This is a genomic window from Thalassoroseus sp., assembly GCF_984380535.1.
This window is the reverse complement of record NZ_CFHRBF010000016.1, coordinates 1-16162: the sequence shown is the minus strand read 5'-3', so window position 1 is coordinate 16162 and position 16162 is coordinate 1. Positions and strand designations below refer to the sequence as shown.

The 16162-nt window shown below is 56.1% G+C and carries 9 protein-coding genes; 2 read left to right on the top strand and 7 right to left on the bottom strand.

Translation table 11 applies throughout. The features are described from left to right. The first annotated feature begins 136 nt into the window (after positions 1-136). Positions 137-2563 (top strand): catalase/peroxidase HPI, encoded by a 2427-nt coding sequence (katG, locus tag AC5DDB_RS21000; protein WP_491741729.1) that lies wholly within the window; start codon positions 137-139, stop codon positions 2561-2563. A 235-nt stretch (positions 2564-2798) separates the two neighbouring features. Here katG and AC5DDB_RS20995 read toward each other — a convergent pair whose 3' ends face one another. Further along, positions 2799-5009 carry a DUF5722 domain-containing protein gene (locus tag AC5DDB_RS20995; RefSeq protein ID WP_491741728.1) on the bottom strand — a complete coding sequence of 737 codons (2211 nt, stop codon included), beginning with the start codon at positions 5007-5009 and terminating at the stop codon, positions 2799-2801. Positions 5010-5159: 150 nt separating this feature from the next. Between AC5DDB_RS20995 and AC5DDB_RS20990 the strand changes: the two genes are divergently transcribed. Then, entirely contained in the window at positions 5160-6110 is a 951-nt protein-coding gene (locus AC5DDB_RS20990; protein WP_491741727.1) for an aldo/keto reductase, read from the top strand. Between the two features lie 196 nt (positions 6111-6306). Here the strand turns inward: AC5DDB_RS20990 and AC5DDB_RS20985 are convergent, their stop codons facing one another. From AC5DDB_RS20985 to AC5DDB_RS20960, 6 genes are all read right to left on the bottom strand, one after another. Then, positions 6307-7047 carry a protein-tyrosine phosphatase family protein gene (locus AC5DDB_RS20985; protein ID WP_491741726.1) on the bottom strand — a complete coding sequence of 247 codons (741 nt, stop codon included), beginning with the start codon at positions 7045-7047 and terminating at the stop codon, positions 6307-6309. A 76-nt stretch (positions 7048-7123) separates the two neighbouring features. Beyond that, a complete protein-coding gene (locus AC5DDB_RS20980) occupies positions 7124-8392 on the bottom strand; it encodes a DUF1552 domain-containing protein (protein ID WP_491741725.1) in 1269 nt (422 codons plus the stop codon). A 36-nt stretch (positions 8393-8428) separates the two neighbouring features. Next, positions 8429-10807 carry a DUF1592 domain-containing protein gene (locus AC5DDB_RS20975; RefSeq protein ID WP_491741724.1) on the bottom strand — a complete coding sequence of 793 codons (2379 nt, stop codon included), beginning with the start codon at positions 10805-10807 and terminating at the stop codon, positions 8429-8431. Positions 10808-10844: 37 nt separating this feature from the next. Next, the gene (locus tag AC5DDB_RS20970) at positions 10845-12308 is read right to left on the bottom strand and encodes an FAD-dependent oxidoreductase (protein ID WP_491741723.1); all 1464 of its coding nucleotides are present in this window, start codon (positions 12306-12308) and stop codon (positions 10845-10847) included. A gap of 188 nt (positions 12309-12496) precedes the next feature. Then, positions 12497-14482: an ABC transporter ATP-binding protein gene (locus tag AC5DDB_RS20965; protein ID WP_491741722.1), complete on the bottom strand. Its 1986-nt coding sequence runs from the start codon at positions 14480-14482 to the stop codon at positions 12497-12499. A 101-nt stretch (positions 14483-14583) separates the two neighbouring features. After that, positions 14584-16026: a DUF1501 domain-containing protein gene (locus AC5DDB_RS20960; RefSeq protein WP_491741721.1), complete on the bottom strand. Its 1443-nt coding sequence runs from the start codon at positions 16024-16026 to the stop codon at positions 14584-14586. Positions 16027-16162: the final 136 nt, after the last annotated feature.

The following is a 16162-nucleotide window of genomic DNA, read 5'->3' as shown; positions in this document are numbered from 1 at the left end:
TTCGATCCATGCACTGAATGCATCAATCATATCACGAGAATGCATTGGAACAATTGCCAGGGGAGGTCTAGACTTTCGATGTCGGGTAAGAACGCCCGATAACGGCAGCCAAGTCCCACACCCCACAGGAGAGACCATGCACGCGAAACGGTTATTGACAACTTGGATGACGAGCGCGGCGTTGCTGGGCATCGCAACCTCGTTTTTTGCAGAACGCTCAGTTCGAGCCGATGAACCCGCAGGAGAAAACTCCGAACTCTCAGAACTTAATGACGATTCAGGCAACAAGGGCACCGAAAAACTGAAAGGCGGTGGAGCCGCTCAGTGTCCCGTGATTGGCAACTTGGCTCCACCGAGTGACCGCAACACGGCTAGCGGTTTCATGGGAAATGGCGACTGGTGGCCAAACCAGTTGAACTTGAACATCCTTCACCAGAACTCGCAAAAAAGCAATCCGTTGGCTAAGGATTTCAACTACGCCGACGAGTTCGCGAAACTCGATTTAGCAGCCGTCAAGAAGGACATCAAGACGCTGATGACCACCTCGCAAGACTGGTGGCCGGCCGACTACGGACATTATGGTCCATTGTTCATTCGTATGGCATGGCATAGCGCCGGAACGTACCGAGTGAGTGATGGTCGGGGCGGAGCGAGCGACGGCACACAGCGATTCGCCCCGCTCAACAGTTGGCCCGATAACGCCAACCTCGACAAAGCCCGACGATTGCTTTGGCCAATCAAACAAAAGTACGGCCAAAAAATTTCCTGGGCCGACTTGATGATTCTCACCGGGAACTGTGCGTTGGAGTCGATGGGCTTTGAGACCTTCGGTTTCGCCGGTGGTCGCGAAGACGTCTGGGAACCGCAGCAAGACGTCTATTGGGGTCCGGAAAGCAAATGGCTCGGCGGTGAGCGGTATTCCGAAGAAAGTGGCAAACTCGACAACCCGTTGGCTGCCACTCAAATGGGGCTGATTTATGTCAATCCGGAAGGTCCGAAGGGCGAACCCGATCCGTTAGCTGCCGCAAAAGCGATTCGTGCCACTTTCGGCAATATGGCCATGAATGATGAGGAAACGATCGCGTTGATCGCCGGTGGTCACACCTTCGGCAAAGCTCACGGAGCGGCATCGCCCGGCGAACATGTCGGTGCGGAACCGGAAGGTGCCAGCATCGATCAACAGGGTCTCGGCTGGAAGAATAAATACAAGTCCGGCAAAGGTGCTGACACGATCACCAGTGGTTTAGAGGGTGCGTGGACAACGACTCCGGCTCAATGGTCGCACGATTACTTCGAACACCTCTTTGGTTACGAATGGAAACTCGTCAAAGGACCGGGCGGTGCCCATCAATGGACCCCAGTCGAAGATGCAGCTCAAGGAACCGTGCCCGACGCGCACGATCCCAAGAAAACGCACGCCCCGATCATGTTCACGACTGACATCGCACTCAAGGAAGACCCGGAGTTCCGCAAGATCTCTAAACGCTTCCACGAGAACCCCAAAGAGTTCGAAAAGGCGTTTGCAAAGGCCTGGTACAAGTTGACCCACCGCGACATGGGACCTGTGACCCGGTGTCTCGGACCGGAAGTCGCTGAGCCGCAATTGTTCCAGGATCCGGTGCCGGAAGTCGATCACGATCTCATCGGTCAGCGAGATATCGCAAAGTTGAAGAAGACGATTTTGGCCTCTGACCTTTCGATCTCTGATCTTGTCACGACTGCCTGGGCGTCGGCTTCGACATTCCGCGGAACCGATAATCGCGGGGGAGCCAACGGTGCCCGCATCCGGCTCGCACCGCAAAAAGATTGGCCCGTCAACCAACCGGAAAAACTCGCGAAGATTTTGGCGAAGTTGGAGAAGATTCAAACGGACTTCAACGAAGCTCAATCGGGGAATAAGAAAGTTTCACTCGCGGACTTGATCGTCCTTGGCGGTTGCGCCGCTGTGGAAGAAGCTGCCAAGAAAGCCGGGCACGACGTCAAAGTGCCTTTCGTTCCTGGTCGCACTGACGCAACGGATGAAATGACCGATGCCGAATCGTTCGCCCCGCTTGAACCGATTGCCGATGGTTTCCGTAACTATCAAGGCAAAGGACTCAAACGACCGGCCGAAGAAGCGTTGGTCGACAAAGCCAATATGCTCACGTTGACTGCACCCGAAATGACCGCACTTGTCGGCGGTATGCGAGTGTTGGGAACCAGCGTGGGCTACCCGACCCTCGGGTTGTTGACGAAAGAGCCCGGTCAACTTTCGAACGATTTCTTCGTGAACTTGCTCGACATGAACGTCGAGTGGGAACAGTCGAAAATGTGCGAACACTTCTTCGAAGGTCGTGATCGCGAGACCGGCAACGTGAAGTGGATCGGCAGCCGCGTCGACTTGATCTTCGGTTCCAACTCGCAACTGCGAGCCATCGCCGAAGTCTACGCGAGCGACGATGCCGAAGAGAAATTCGTGAACGACTTCGTCCAAGCCTGGGCCAAAGTCATGCACCTCGACCGCTTCGATTTGGATCGGTCCCAACGCACCGGAACCAACCCGGTGGCACTTGGACAACGGTAGTTGGTGTAGGCGGAAGTTCCCTCTCCCTCTAGGAGAGGGTTAGGGAGAGGGCTTTGACCACACGTGTTGAAAGTTCTTCAATTCCGGAGCAACTTCGAACGTCCTTGGTGAGCCCTCATCCGGCCTTCGGCCACCTTCTCCCCGAGGGAGAAGGATTCTTTGAGAATCGCGGATCGCGAGAGTCGTTTCAGCGGTTTTCGCGATCCGCGATCTTCTATCCTCCGTTCTTATTTCTTTAGGGCGAGATGATCTCATCGGCGAACCGAGTGGCTTTTCTTTCGGCAGGCGTATCGAGTGCTTTGTAGACATCCCACGCGAATTTCTTTTCGCCGTAGGGTTTGCCGTTCGCGGGGAGTTTCCGCAGGCCGAGTAGCAAACCGCCTTCGTGGGGATGATCGACCCAGCGGTGATTGTGAAACGCTTCAATCGATGACAGCCCCCGCATCTGTCGCCACATGTAAACAAAACCCGCCGCCTGTAGTCGCTGACTTTGCTGGGAATAGTCGGGTGTGTTGAAGCCTTGTTCGGACAGTAACAATCCACGCACATTGCCTTTGGCGTCACGCATTTCCGGACGTTGCATCCACCGATCGAGCACCGCGATATTCTTGGGCGTGATCAGCGGTGTGTTGAAGTCGTTCGTGACCCGAGTGTCGTTCCACGCATCGGGTTTGCGGAGATTCTGCGGGTACGGATGGTAAGCCACACCCCAGGCAAAGTCTCCTTCAATCTTGCTGGACTCGTTCAACCGCTTGAGGAAATCGAGGTTCGAGTACGATCTCCAGTCTTCCGCCGATGGCGTGTTCCAGTGATGCGTGAGTGAAATGAAAACCCGTGCGTGCGGATTGTGTCGCCGCGTGACGTTATGCACTAACCGCATCGACCGCAGGTAATGATCGAAATACAACATCGGCGGTTGATGGCCCATGTTCGTCCATTCCCAGCCGTAACCAACTTCGTTGTGCACAATCCAATTGCTGATGCGGCCGTGTTCGTTATCCGGCGTGGCATACCGTGATGCCAAGAACTCTAACACCGCTTCGTAAGCCGTAATGCCTGCGTTGCTCGTCAAGTTCGGCATTGCATAGTGACCAGCAGGGTCAGCTTCGGGATGTCTCAACGTGCGTGCAAATTCTGATTCACCGAACGGCACCAACAAAATCCCACTGACGACGATGTCGTGATCGGTCGCAAATTTGATGAGCGTATCGTTCGCGGCCATCTGAGCCGGGTTGACGTACCACGTGGCTCCCGCATGTTCGAACGTCGGCCAACCCACATGCGGTTTCGAATCCAACATCCCACTCAATGCCAGGTTGACCGTGATGTTGTGCACGCCCAACTCGACTAATTCCTGTAGCGGAAACGCTGGCGAGATCCCGCCCATCCCTTTGACGCCCTTTGAAGTCATCCGTGGCAAATCGTGCTCGGCGGCTTCGGTCAAATCGGTTGCGTATTTCCAATTTGAAAGTAGCTGAAGATCGCTGGGTATGATTGCACCGCCTACGCCTGTCCCACCAATCAGCACCCAACGCGATGTGCTTCGATCAACATTGCCAATCCGCCGAGACACGCGCACCGTCCAATTTTTGGTTGAGACGTCGTCAGACGAATTCCTTGTTGCGGGCCTTATCCCTCCCCAATTCCTTGTTGGGGGGCTTATCCCTCCCGATGGCCGAATCACCCAAGATTTCAATTTTGAAGGCTTTCCCAGCGGACCCTCTGCCGTGTTGATCAGGGTGAAGTCCGCAATGGACACTTCCGGACGAGTTTCGCAAAGCTCTCCTGCCCAGCCGTTGCTGCGACCTTTGATAATGATTTCCGTTTGCGTCACCTTGACCGAGTCGATGTGGTTCGGGAATTTGGTTTCGTAGAACGCGTTGACTTGCTTCTCGGCCGCCAGTTTACGTTCGCGTTCCGCTTGAATTTCGCTGAGTGAGCGTTGTTCGTTTTCGGTGCGGGCACGCAATCGGAGATCGCGAATCCGGAGCGTCACGTCCGGCTTCTGACCGAAGTCCAGCCGGAGTTGATTGGACTTCGCGTTCCACTTTCCTTTGGAGAGGGCTTTCAAATCGATCGCGAACGGCAACCACGATTCCGCCCGGCCCACGTGACCGGCATCTACACGGTTTTTCGCGGTGATCGGCGGGCCATAGTGAACCTCAAGCCCATCGACACCTTCCGGACAGAAATACTCGAACGCCAACACCGCATGCGAATCCGAAATTCGCGCGGGTTCGATCGGTTGCAGCATGACGTAGGGATCATGCCCGCGTGTCGTTAATTCATAGCCGACCTCGTCCGGCAACTTCCGCACATCAAGCTGATTCGCGGTTTTGGGGATGATGGACAACGCCGTTGGCGGAGAAGGGGATCCGTATCCGCCGACAACCAGTGGTTGCTGGCAGAAAGTCGCCACCATGATGAACGACAATGGAAGTGACATTGGGATGGTCCTCATAACGCGCTGGAATTTGGCTCAGAGTAGAGTTTCTGGCAACAGAGTGTAAAGCGGTGCGGTTCCATTCGCGGGGCGAACGCAGCATAATGTCGGCGAATCGTCAGACATTTTCCTTCAGATCGAAGTGTGCTCACCGTGGAAACTAGACCGCTTGGCAAAACCGGAATCGAACTGACAAAACTGTCGTTTGGGGCGTCCTCACTTGGGGCAGAGTTCCGTAACGTCGACTTGAACGAGGCGTTTCGTAGTGTGCATGTGGCACTCGATGGCGGGATGAATTTCATCGATACCTCGCCGTTCTACGGGCGGGGCATGAGTGAGATGCTGCTCGGTCGCGTGCTGCCGGAGATTCCGCGGGACAGCTATTACCTCGGCACGAAACTCGGTCGGTACGCCGGTCAACATTTTGATTTTAGTGCCCGGCGCGTGGCTGAGAGTGTGGATATTTCGCTCGAACGGATGAAGGTCGATCATCTCGATATCGTGCTGTGTCACGACTTGGAGTTCGTCGAGATGTCGCAAATCGTCGAAGAAACCCTGCCCGCCCTACGGAAGGAAGTGGAGAAGGGCAAGGTGCGGTTTATCGGTGTGAGCGGTTATCCGATGAAGATGTTCAAGTACATTCTGGAAAACGCAGAGATCGATTGTCTACTGACGTACAACCACTACACGCTTCAGAACGATATGGCGTTGGAGTTGGTGCCGATTTGTCAGCAGAAGGGCGTGGGACTGATGAACGCCGCACCGTTTTCGGCCCGATTGCTCACAAATGCACCGTTGCCCGAGTGGCACAAAGCGACTCCGAAAGTTCGCGAGATCGCAAAGCAAGCAGCCGAACACTGTGCGAGTCAGGGAGTCGATATCGCCCAACTTGCAATGCAATTCTCGCTCGCCAATCCGGATTTCACCACCTGCGTAAGCGGTTCGGCGAATCCAAAGCGTGTGGCCGAGTGGATTGAATGGTCGCAGAAACCCTTAGATGAACAATTGCTCGCCGACGTTCTCGAAATCCTGAAGCCGATTCACAACTGGTTCTACATCGAAGGTCGCCCCGAGAACAACGACGAACCCACGGTCGAAGCCTAATGCCACTGCAGGAAATTGCATCGATTTAGCGTCGTGGGTGGCATGCCCACGGTTTTACGTGGGCATGATTAGACATTCAAACATCGCTGGCCCATGCCCACCCCAAACGGTGGGCATGCCACCCAAGTATAAACTGCATTACATGTTACGTAATATTGTTTTTAATACATGCAATTGCCTGCACTGGCGGTATCAGTCATGAGCTCGACACTGCCGATTGGTTTCTCCAACGCTTTTCCCAGTGTTTGACACGGGCGCGTTGCCAGGGACGTGGTTTGATGCCAGGGCGGATGGCTTTGATCATCGCAAGGGCGTCGTCGGTGCTATCGGCTTCGCCTTTCGCGATGAGAACGATAGCCGTCAGCATCGCCGCCCGTCCGTGACCTTCCGCACAATGTATGTATGTGCCGCCAGGGTGGTGGACGATCGAATCCAATGCTGTGAAGACGGCATCGTCGTTGTCGGGACATGATGCGTCTAACGTGGGCAGGCCGATGTATCGTCGTCCGGACCGTACACATTTTGGTTCGCAGAACTCAGCGGTCAGATCGACGACCACATCCACATCGCTTGGCAACTCATGTCCGAAGGCGCGTCGTCCGATGTAAACGCCATCAGCAACTCTGTGCCATGCCGGTTCGGTCCGACGTGCCAGTCGCATGGCTCGCCAGCCCCAGTAATTCACACTGCAGTAAGGAAGAAGCAGAATTCGTGTAAACCAACGTCGCGTGCCCACCGGTGTTTTTCCGAACACCCGCGAACCAATCAACAAGTACCCGCAGCCGACGATCAGTAGTGTCGCCGCCGGCCAAATCGCGAGCCACCACCATCCGCCACGCCAGACCATCACCGCGACCAACAACAACCCCAGCGTGACGAACAATACGCCGAAGATGTTGAATTCTTTCCATCGCGGCGGAGTTACAAGCGAGTTCATATCTTCCATGGCACGAATGAATCAAAGTCGTCAGCAGAAGTATCCAAAACAAGGTGTCTGGGGGACAGCCAGAGAGTTAGACAGATAACCCCGTCAGCGTACTCGTTCCGCTGGAGAACTGATCGACTTCCAGCCCAAGGTGTTGCAGGAACGAGACGTGCAGGTTGGCGAGTGGCGGTCCGTTTTGGGGATCGAATGCCAGGTGTTGGCCGTGCTGGAACTTTCCGCCCGCCACGACGATCGGCAAATTCGTGTTGTTGTGACTGGAGGCGTTCCCCAAGTTGGAGCCAAGGAGAATCGCCGTTTGATCAAGCAGCGATTCCCCGCCGTCTTTGATGTCGGCCAACCGTTTGAGGAACTCGCCAAACAATCGCATTTCCTCCTTCTCGATAATTGCCAGTTGTTCGATTTTCTCAGGCGATTTGCCGTGATGGCTCAGGTTATGCCAACCATCACCGACACCCTTCAAGTCGATGACTTCGTTTCCGCCGGCTCCCTTCAAAGTAATGAGACGCGTCGAATCGGTTTGCAAAGCCAGCACCATCAAATCAAACAAAAGTTGCATACGTCCGGTGAAGTTCGCGCGGTCGTCGATATCTGTCGGTTGCTCGACATCCACAACGGGTTTCGGACGCTTCGCCCAGTCTTCCGCCCGAACCATGCGTTGCTCGAGTTCCCGCACACTGGTGAAGTATTGGTCGAGTGTTTCTTGGTCCTTGCGAGTTGTCTTGCGTTGAATGGATTGCGTTTGCGAACGGACCAAATCGAGAATACTTTGCCCATCTTTGATGCGTCGCAATTGGGCGGCTTTTTCGGTTTCGCTGCCTTCCATGAAGAGTTGCTGGAAGACTTTCGAGGGCCGACTTTCCGACGGAATCAGCACGCCGGACCGCGTGTAGGATAGTCCGCCGTTACTGCCAGAAAGTGACAAAAACGGGAACCGTGTTTGATGACCAATGCGTTCGGCGGCGTACTGGTCGACGGAAATCGTATTGCGGAAACTTGGTTGGCCGGGATGGGCAGCACCGGTGAGAAAACTTTTTTCTGCTGCGTGTCCGCCATCGACCATCGGGTGCATTAACCCAGAGATGACCGAAAACTTCTCACGGACGGGTTGTAGCGGTTCCAAGTACGGCGTGACTTCGTAATCGCGTCCGGGTGTCTTAGGGAATAGCAGTGGCGTGTGGATGCCGAGCGGCGCACAGATCGCGACCATCCGCCGAGCTGATGTTGGGCCATCGGCACCCGACACCTTCCGCGGCGACATGCTTTCCAAGAACGGTAAGCCCATTGCGATGGCGGAGGCTCGCAGAAATGTCCGGCGTTCGATTTGTCCGTGTGGCATGGTGAAGACTTTGCTTCTGGATGTGATTGCGTTGGATCAAGGCTGGCGGAACAATTCGCTGTCGACAACACCGTGGATCATTGCTCGAAGACCGAAATCGGCTTTACGGGCGGTTTCTACAACGGATTCGATTGAGGCCTGATCAGCCCGCGTGACCGGACGACCGCAACCATAAACTAACAGTTTCTTGGCCATCGCGCGGGCGATCGTTTCAGGATCATTCCGTAAATGTTCACGGAATTCCATGAAGTCTCCGAAGATGCGGCCGTCGTGCAACTCGCCATCCGATTCCACCGGCGGCCCCGCATAATACCGCGTGTTGCCAACGCGGCGGCCTTTGCCTTCGAGTGAGCGATAAGACTCACGATGGCCCCCGATGACATCGAATTCCTCCAACGCAAAACCTGGGGGATCGATTCGCACATGACAACGGTTACACGATTCGTTCTCGCGGTGTTTTTGAAGTTGATCGCGGATTGATGCGGCACCGCGAATGTCCGGTTCGACGGCAGGAACTCCGGGCGGTGGTGGCGGAGCGGGTTGCCCGAGCAACCGATCGAGCACCCAATTTCCACGGATCACAGGCGATGTGGTCGTGCCGTTCGCCGTCACTTTGAGAACGCTGGCATGGGTGAGAATTCCACCACGAACGCTGTCGTCGGGTAACGGCACGACACGGAATTCTTCATGGCCTCGAACACCGGGAATGTCGTAGTGTGTGGCCATCCGCTGGTTGAGAATCGCAAAATCCGAGTCCACAAAATTCAGCACACTGAGGTCGTTTTTCAGGACGTGACGGAAGAAACCTTGAGTTTCCGCCAGCATGGACCGCAACAGCAACTCGTCGTACTCGGGATAGAGAATCTTGTCCGGAGTTGTAAATTCGATTTCCCGCAGATCGAGCCATTGGCCGGTGAAGTTGTCCACGAACCGCTCGATTTTCGGATCATCGATCATCCGATCGATCTGGGCGTGCAAGACGTTTCGGTCGCTAAGTTTTCCTTCATCGGCGAGCCGTATCAGTTCATCGTCCGGCATCGAGGACCACAGAAAGTATGATAGCCGAGAAGCAATCGCGTAGTCGTCGATGGTTTCTTCCCGATTAAGTAGCAGGAAGTGAGGCGAACACAGCACCGCCGACACTCCGGCCCGCACGGCTTGTTCGAACGTGCGGCCTTCGTCGAGTCGGGCTAACGCGAGACTCACAAATTGATCGGCAAGGGCACTGTCAACCGGCCGGCGAAACGCACGGGGCACGAATTCACGAATGATGCGTTCAATGTCTTCACGCGGTTGGCTGGAGTCGACGAAATGCGACTTCACATTCTTGCGATGCCGCATCCAAATCGGTGTGCCTTCCTGCATGGATAGCGAATCGCTCGTTCCAAACAGTTTGGTTTGCGACTTTGCCGGAAAACTTTGGTCCAACGGCCCGTGCGTTTCCGCCCAAGCGATCGCGACACCCGGACGAGCTTCATGTTTGTCTCGCCAAGTCACATGCTCGGGATAGACCCAAGGCAGTACATGCAATGCATCGCCTTCGTTCAAACGCGTTGTGAATTCGATGATGCGGGGATCGTCCGGTGTGCCGGTGGCGTCGAACATACCTTGGAAGTGACGTTTGCCATCCCCGAACAGCGGACCGGTAAACACGGCGACGCTGAGTGTCCGATTTTCCCCCGGTTCGTGCGGCCAAACTGCGACGCGACACCGATAAATTCCGTTTTCGATCGGATGGGCCTCATCCACCCGTGCCGGTGGCCAACCCGGTGTGAAGTCGACGAACGCGCCTTCCGATTCGATGACCCCACCTTTCTTCGCTTTCACAGAGCTGATGTTTTCCTTGTGGTTCATCAACACCGCACGGCGAGTTTGTGGCGGCAGCGGTTCGATTCGCCGAATCGTCGCCTCGAATGCGGTGTCAGCCGCTTCCAGGTAGCGTTCCAACAGAATCGAAGAAATCCCCAGGCCAGTTGCGACATTGTCGAACCCCTGCACCTTGCCGTCTTCAGGGAGCAAAGACGCCAATGATGTGTCGATTCCAAGCAGGTCATGCACCGTGTTCTCATATTCGACACGGTTCATCCGCCGCAACGCGGATGGCGTCGGTTGTGCTTGGTGAAGTTCCGTGCCGATCCCGATCAGAAACTCTCGGACCGTTTTTGGGTTTGGTCGGGCTTCGTCTTTCGGGGGCATATCGCCGGATTCGACACGATCGGCGATCAATGCCCATGTTGCGGCATTGTCTGCGGTCGGTCGAGCGAGAGTGTCGAGCCGCAATTCCGCTTCTTGCACATCCGGACCGTGACACGCAACGCAATGGCTTTTGATGAACGTCTCGGAAACCCCGGCCAACACCACTTGCGGTGTGACGAAGCCACAGATTGCGAACACATGCGTCAAGAATTTCGTCATGAGGGAGGCTCAACGAGTTGGTCACGCGGTGAGAAGATTAGGATTGTGTCGTCTGAATTCGATTCCACTGCAAATCATGTGGCAAAACATTCGCTTCGATCGATTTCGCAGCAGCCAGCCCCGCGGCTTCTCCCATGGCGACCGCGTTGCCCGTCACGCGATAGCTGGAATGAGCCACGAAATCCCCACTGATGCAACGACCGGCCATCAAGAGGCCATCGACGTCAGCCGCCACCAATGCCGGGTACGGAATATCATACGGTTTCAGCCCACCCTTTTTGAATTGCTGATCGACTTCTTTATTCCCGGACGTCGACAACGCATGCACGTCGATCGGGAATGTCGCCCGGCAAACGGCGTCTTCATGTCGCAAACCCTGGGCGAGATCCGTACTGGTGAGGTGATACCGCCCGCGAATGCGTCGCCCCTCGCGAATGCCAATTTGTTCGGCGGTTGCGACGACAGCCAAGTCTTTCCAGGCTCCGCCGAGTTTTCGCATCGCCACGACGATTTCGTGAATTTCGCGGCGGGCGCGAATTGTGGCTAAGGAGACGGCTTCGTTATCGAAAGCGGACACGCCGTACTCGTGGTTCATCATGATCGAATAAATGCCACTATGCAGATGTCGCAAAGTGGGGGCTCGATACGATGGATGGATGCCGGAATCCTCCATGAAATTTAATAGGCGACGTTTTGCCGCCGAACCCGTTTCGCGGATGAATTCTTGAACCTCATCGGGATCGACACCGGTCAGCAACGCGAGCATGGACATCGGCTGACAAGTGCAGTCCGCTCCAATGCCGACGTCGAATTGACATCCGGCCTGCGCCGCCAAGTCGCCATCGCCGGTGCAGTCCACAAATCGATCGGCGAGCCACGCCTGTCGGCCAGATTTGGATTCCGTCAATACGGCCGCGAGTCGATTCTGATCATTGACGATCGCTCCCACTACTCGCGTGTGATACAGAATTCTGACACCCGCTTCGACGAGCAATTCCTCCAGAACGAGCTTCGCGATTTCGGGATCGTAGACGGTACCCTGTGTATCCCGAGCAACGGCACTGCCGCGTTCGGCGAACAATCGCAGCAACTCCCGCATGATGCCGCTTTTGTTGCTGGAGTCGAGAATTTTCGTGAGCAGTCCCGCCGTCCAAACACCACCGAGACACCCCGCGGTTTCGATCAATCGCACATCGGCTCCCGCTCGTGCCGCCGCCAACGCTGCCGCAATTCCCGCCGGTCCACCGCCACAGACAAGGACTTGCGTGCGGGATGCCACCGGGATTTCGCGTTGAGATTCCACAACCACACGACCGGCGTCGGACACCGCTCCGTCCGTGCGTAAAACGTGCCCTTCAACGAGGTTGAGTTTCGTGGGAACGGTCGCAGACGACGCGGTGACTTCCTCCGCCGCCAACCGACTCGCACCGCCCAACAAAACTCCCGCCGTCACGTTTTTGATAAACTCTCGCCGTTCGTTCCGTGGGCGTTCGTCATTCATTGTTTGCTCCGCAGGTGATTGGCTCGTGCCGATTGCACGTATCATTACTCAAGTCGAGAGACACCCCAAATCGGGCAGGCTCGGTAGCAATTATTCACCATGTGCGTCCCGATTGAAACCGAGAACGCGAAAACACAAAACGGAGGAAACCAAAATCGGTCTGGCAACACGCGATCGATTCTCAGGACTCAGGATGACTGCAATTCATCGGCCATCGCCACTTGCTGTCCGAGTTGCATTCGCACCATTTCCTGATAGCGACCGGGACGGTTCATCAAGTCGGCGTGGGTGCCGATTTCCGAAATGCGACCGGATTCGATGACAATAATTCGGTCCGCATGGGTGATGGTGCTGAGTCGGTGAGCGATCACAAAACACGTGCGTCCGCTCATCAGGTCGTTGAGACTCGCTTGAATCAGCCGTTCACTTTCGGTGTCGAGATTGCTCGTCGCTTCGTCGAGAATCAGGATTCGCGGGTCGGCGAGGATCGCGCGAGCGATCGCAATGCGTTGACGTTGCCCGCCGCTGAGTTTCACACCGCGTTCACCGATCAACGTACCCAACCCGTTCGGCATGCGGTCGATGAATTCGGCGGCATTGGCCGCTTCGGCAGCCCGGCGAATATCGGCTTCGCTCGCATGCCGGTCACCGTAGCTGATGTTTTCGGCGATTGTGCCGTCGAACAGAAACACGTCTTGCTCGACGATCCCGAGCAAACCACGATAGTTTTCGACGTCGATGTCCTGCAAATCGCGACCGTCCAGCAGAATTCGGCCCTCGCTGGGATCGTAAAACCGGGCCACCAAGTTGCAGAACGTCGTCTTGCCCGCCCCACTCGGACCGACCAGCGCGATAATCTCGCCAGGAGCAACGTCGAGCGACACATCATGCAATGCGTCATCCGGGCTACTTGGGTACCGAAAACTGACATCTTGAAATTGGATTTCTCCCGCAACTTCTGTCTTCGCCAACGAGATGGCATTTTCTGTCGGTTGCATCTCGCGGGGTTCATCGAGGAGATCGAGAATGCGATCGAGTGCTGACAAACCGTTCTGGAACTGCGTGGCACTTGAGGCGATTACGGCGAGTGGTTCAAGCAGCATCAGCAGGTAGACGAGGAACATCATCAGATCGCCCAGCGTGAGCGTGCCCTGCATCACTGCCCAACCGCCATACAGCAACAGAGCCGCACTGCCGAGCGGAACGATGGTTTCCCACACAACTTCGAGAATGCGAGCCCACCACCACGTATGAAGCTCCTGCCGCCCCATCAGGTGATTGACTCGCATGAATCGGCTGGCTTCCGCTCGTTGTCCGCTGAAGGCCCGCACAATTCGCATGCCGCCGAAAATCTCGGTGGCTTGGCTATCGACTTCCGTGCGGCGAGCCCTAATGTCGCGGAACTGCGGACGGATGCGGTTGATCCACGTGCGATGCGTCATCACGATGAGTGGGATCAAAATCAACGTGCCCAGCAGCAACCGCCAATCCACCCATGCGAGAACACACAGACTCCCTAGGAGTTGAATGATCGCCCGCCAGGGGTTGTAGATCATCCCGAAAATCAAATCGCCGACGCTGGACACGTCTTCCCGGAGAATACTGGCCGCCCCGCCGCTCTTGAGCGAATACACTCGATGCAACGGCAACCGCACCGCATGTTGGAAGACTTGCCGACGCAGTTGCAACTGAAACCGTTTGTTCGCCCGCGTGGCATGCCATCGGCCCCAAAGCTGAATGACGATCCGAAACGTCGAAAGCGCAAACACGCCCCCGGTAACGAGTAGCAACAACGACCAAGGATCGCTTGGCAACGCAACTCGTGACGTCAGCCAAGTTGGCATCGGTTGATCGCCCAGGACGTTGTCGATCAGAAATTTCGTTGCCGCCGGTGGCACCAACGCCAACAGCGTGCCGACGGTCAGCGTTGCAAGCGCAAACAAGACCGGTCGGTGAAATCCGGTGAGCAATCCCCAGAACCGCCGCATCAACTCCCACGACGAGCGTGTCCGTCCTTTCCGACTGAGATCACTGGGCCGACTGAGATCATTGGGCTGCGTCGGGTCGGAACCGTGCGTGCCCGACGGAACCGATCCATTCCGGTTGGCTAGGCGGTACTTCAAATCGGTCTTGTAACGCGCGAAGCGTTGCCGGCTGGTCAGTCGTTGTCGCACGATTGGGGGGACCCGTCACGAGGAAGGATTCAGGCAGTGAAGGCATTCGATCTTGGAATCATTGGTCCGGAGCCCGTCCGCGTCAACACCTGATCCGTTTGTCAAACAATCAGATCACGCAGTACGTGGCCGTGTACGTCTGTCAAACGGCGATCGATGCCATCATGCCGAACGGTCAATTTTGTGTGATCGATCCCCAACAGATGCAGAATGGTCGCGTGGATGTCGTACACCTGCGTGGGGTTGGCCCGGTCGAGCGGTTTGTAGCCCCATCCGTCGGACGGTCCGTAGGAAATTCCGCCGCGAACGCCACCCCCGCACAGCCAGTTCGTGAAAACGTAGGGATTGTGATCGCGTCCGACGCTGCCCTGCGTACTCGGCATCCGACCGAATTCCGTGGTCCACAAGATGATCGTGTCTTCGAGCAACCCGCGTTGCTTCAGGTCTTGAATCAGTGCTGCGGTTCCAACCGCCATGCCGCGGGCCAGCGGTCCGTGATCGCGGGCGATGTCCTCGTGCGAATCCCAATTCCGCCGGGGAAAACCGTTGTCGTTCCCCGACCAAATCTGAATGAACCGCACACCGCGTTCGAGGAGCCGTCGTGCGATCAGACACTTGCGTCCGAAGTATTCGGTTTCCTCGGCGGCGTTGATTTTGCTGGGATACTCGCGACCGATCTGGTCGAGACCGTACATCTTGAGAATATGTTTCGGTTCCCCGGAAATATCGAGGGCATCCGGTGCAGACAGTTGCATCGCGGCGGCGAGTTCATAGGAACGGATACGGGCATCGAGACGGGAATCGTACGCTCGTTCGGTTTGATAGCGGCGATTCAGCCGGTTCAGCATCTCCAACCCCGCTTGATCGCCCCGTTTGGTGACGAACTCCGCTTCCGGGTGCAGGTCTTCGATGGGATTCTTGCGTTGTGGGAAGATGGCGGTTCCTTGGGCACTCGCGGGAAGAAACGCCGATCCCCAGTTTTTCGGCCCGTTGCTGGCGAAACCGCGATGATCCGGCAGCACAACGAACGTCGGCAGGTTTTCGTTGAGTGTGCCGAGGGCGTAGCTGATCCACGACCCCATGCCGGGAAACCCGGGTCGCTGAAAACCGGTTGCTTGCAAGTACGTGGCCTGCGAATGCACACCGGTTTTGCCGACCATGTTGTGTACGAACGCAATGTCATCCACACACGCCCCAAGCGGTGCCACCGGTTCACTGAGCATCTTCCCCGACTCGCCATATGCGGCGAACGGAAATGGCGATTTCATCCACGGACCGAGTCCGTTCTGAAACGCTTCGACGTGTTCGCCAAAGTCCGATGGCTCGCCATGATGCTTTTCGAGGGCGGGTTTGTGATCCCACAAATCAATATGGCTAGCCGCCCCCGCCATAAACAACTGCACGACCCGTTTGGCTTTCGGCGGATGGTGCAGAACCTGCAACTCCCCACCACCACACCGAGCCTGTTCCTGCAACATCATCGCAAGTGCTAGTCCGCCGAAACTCGTGCCGGCATTCGCTAGAAAGTTTCGACGGTTGAGCATGAGGCCATTCCTAGTTTCGTAGACTGGGACATGTCCCAGCATTCTCGAATGTCATAACGCAATCAAAAGCTGGGTTACGCTTTGCTAACCCAGCCTTGTATCTTGCAAGCGACTATATTGGATCTTGGTTTTCGTG

Coding starts and splice junctions, on each gene's coding strand:
- AC5DDB_RS20970 (WP_491741723.1), bottom strand. CDS start 12,308: ATGAATGACGAACGCCCACGGAACGAACGGCGAGAGTTTATCAAAAAC.
- AC5DDB_RS20985 (WP_491741726.1), bottom strand. CDS start 7,047: ATGAACTCGCTTGTAACTCCGCCGCGATGGAAAGAATTCAACATCTTC.
- AC5DDB_RS20995 (WP_491741728.1), bottom strand. CDS start 5,009: ATGTCACTTCCATTGTCGTTCATCATGGTGGCGACTTTCTGCCAGCAA.
- AC5DDB_RS20975 (WP_491741724.1), bottom strand. CDS start 10,807: ATGACGAAATTCTTGACGCATGTGTTCGCAATCTGTGGCTTCGTCACA.
- AC5DDB_RS20960 (WP_491741721.1), bottom strand. CDS start 16,026: ATGCTCAACCGTCGAAACTTTCTAGCGAATGCCGGCACGAGTTTCGGC.
- katG (WP_491741729.1), top strand. CDS start 137: ATGCACGCGAAACGGTTATTGACAACTTGGATGACGAGCGCGGCGTTG.
- AC5DDB_RS20980 (WP_491741725.1), bottom strand. CDS start 8,392: ATGCCACACGGACAAATCGAACGCCGGACATTTCTGCGAGCCTCCGCC.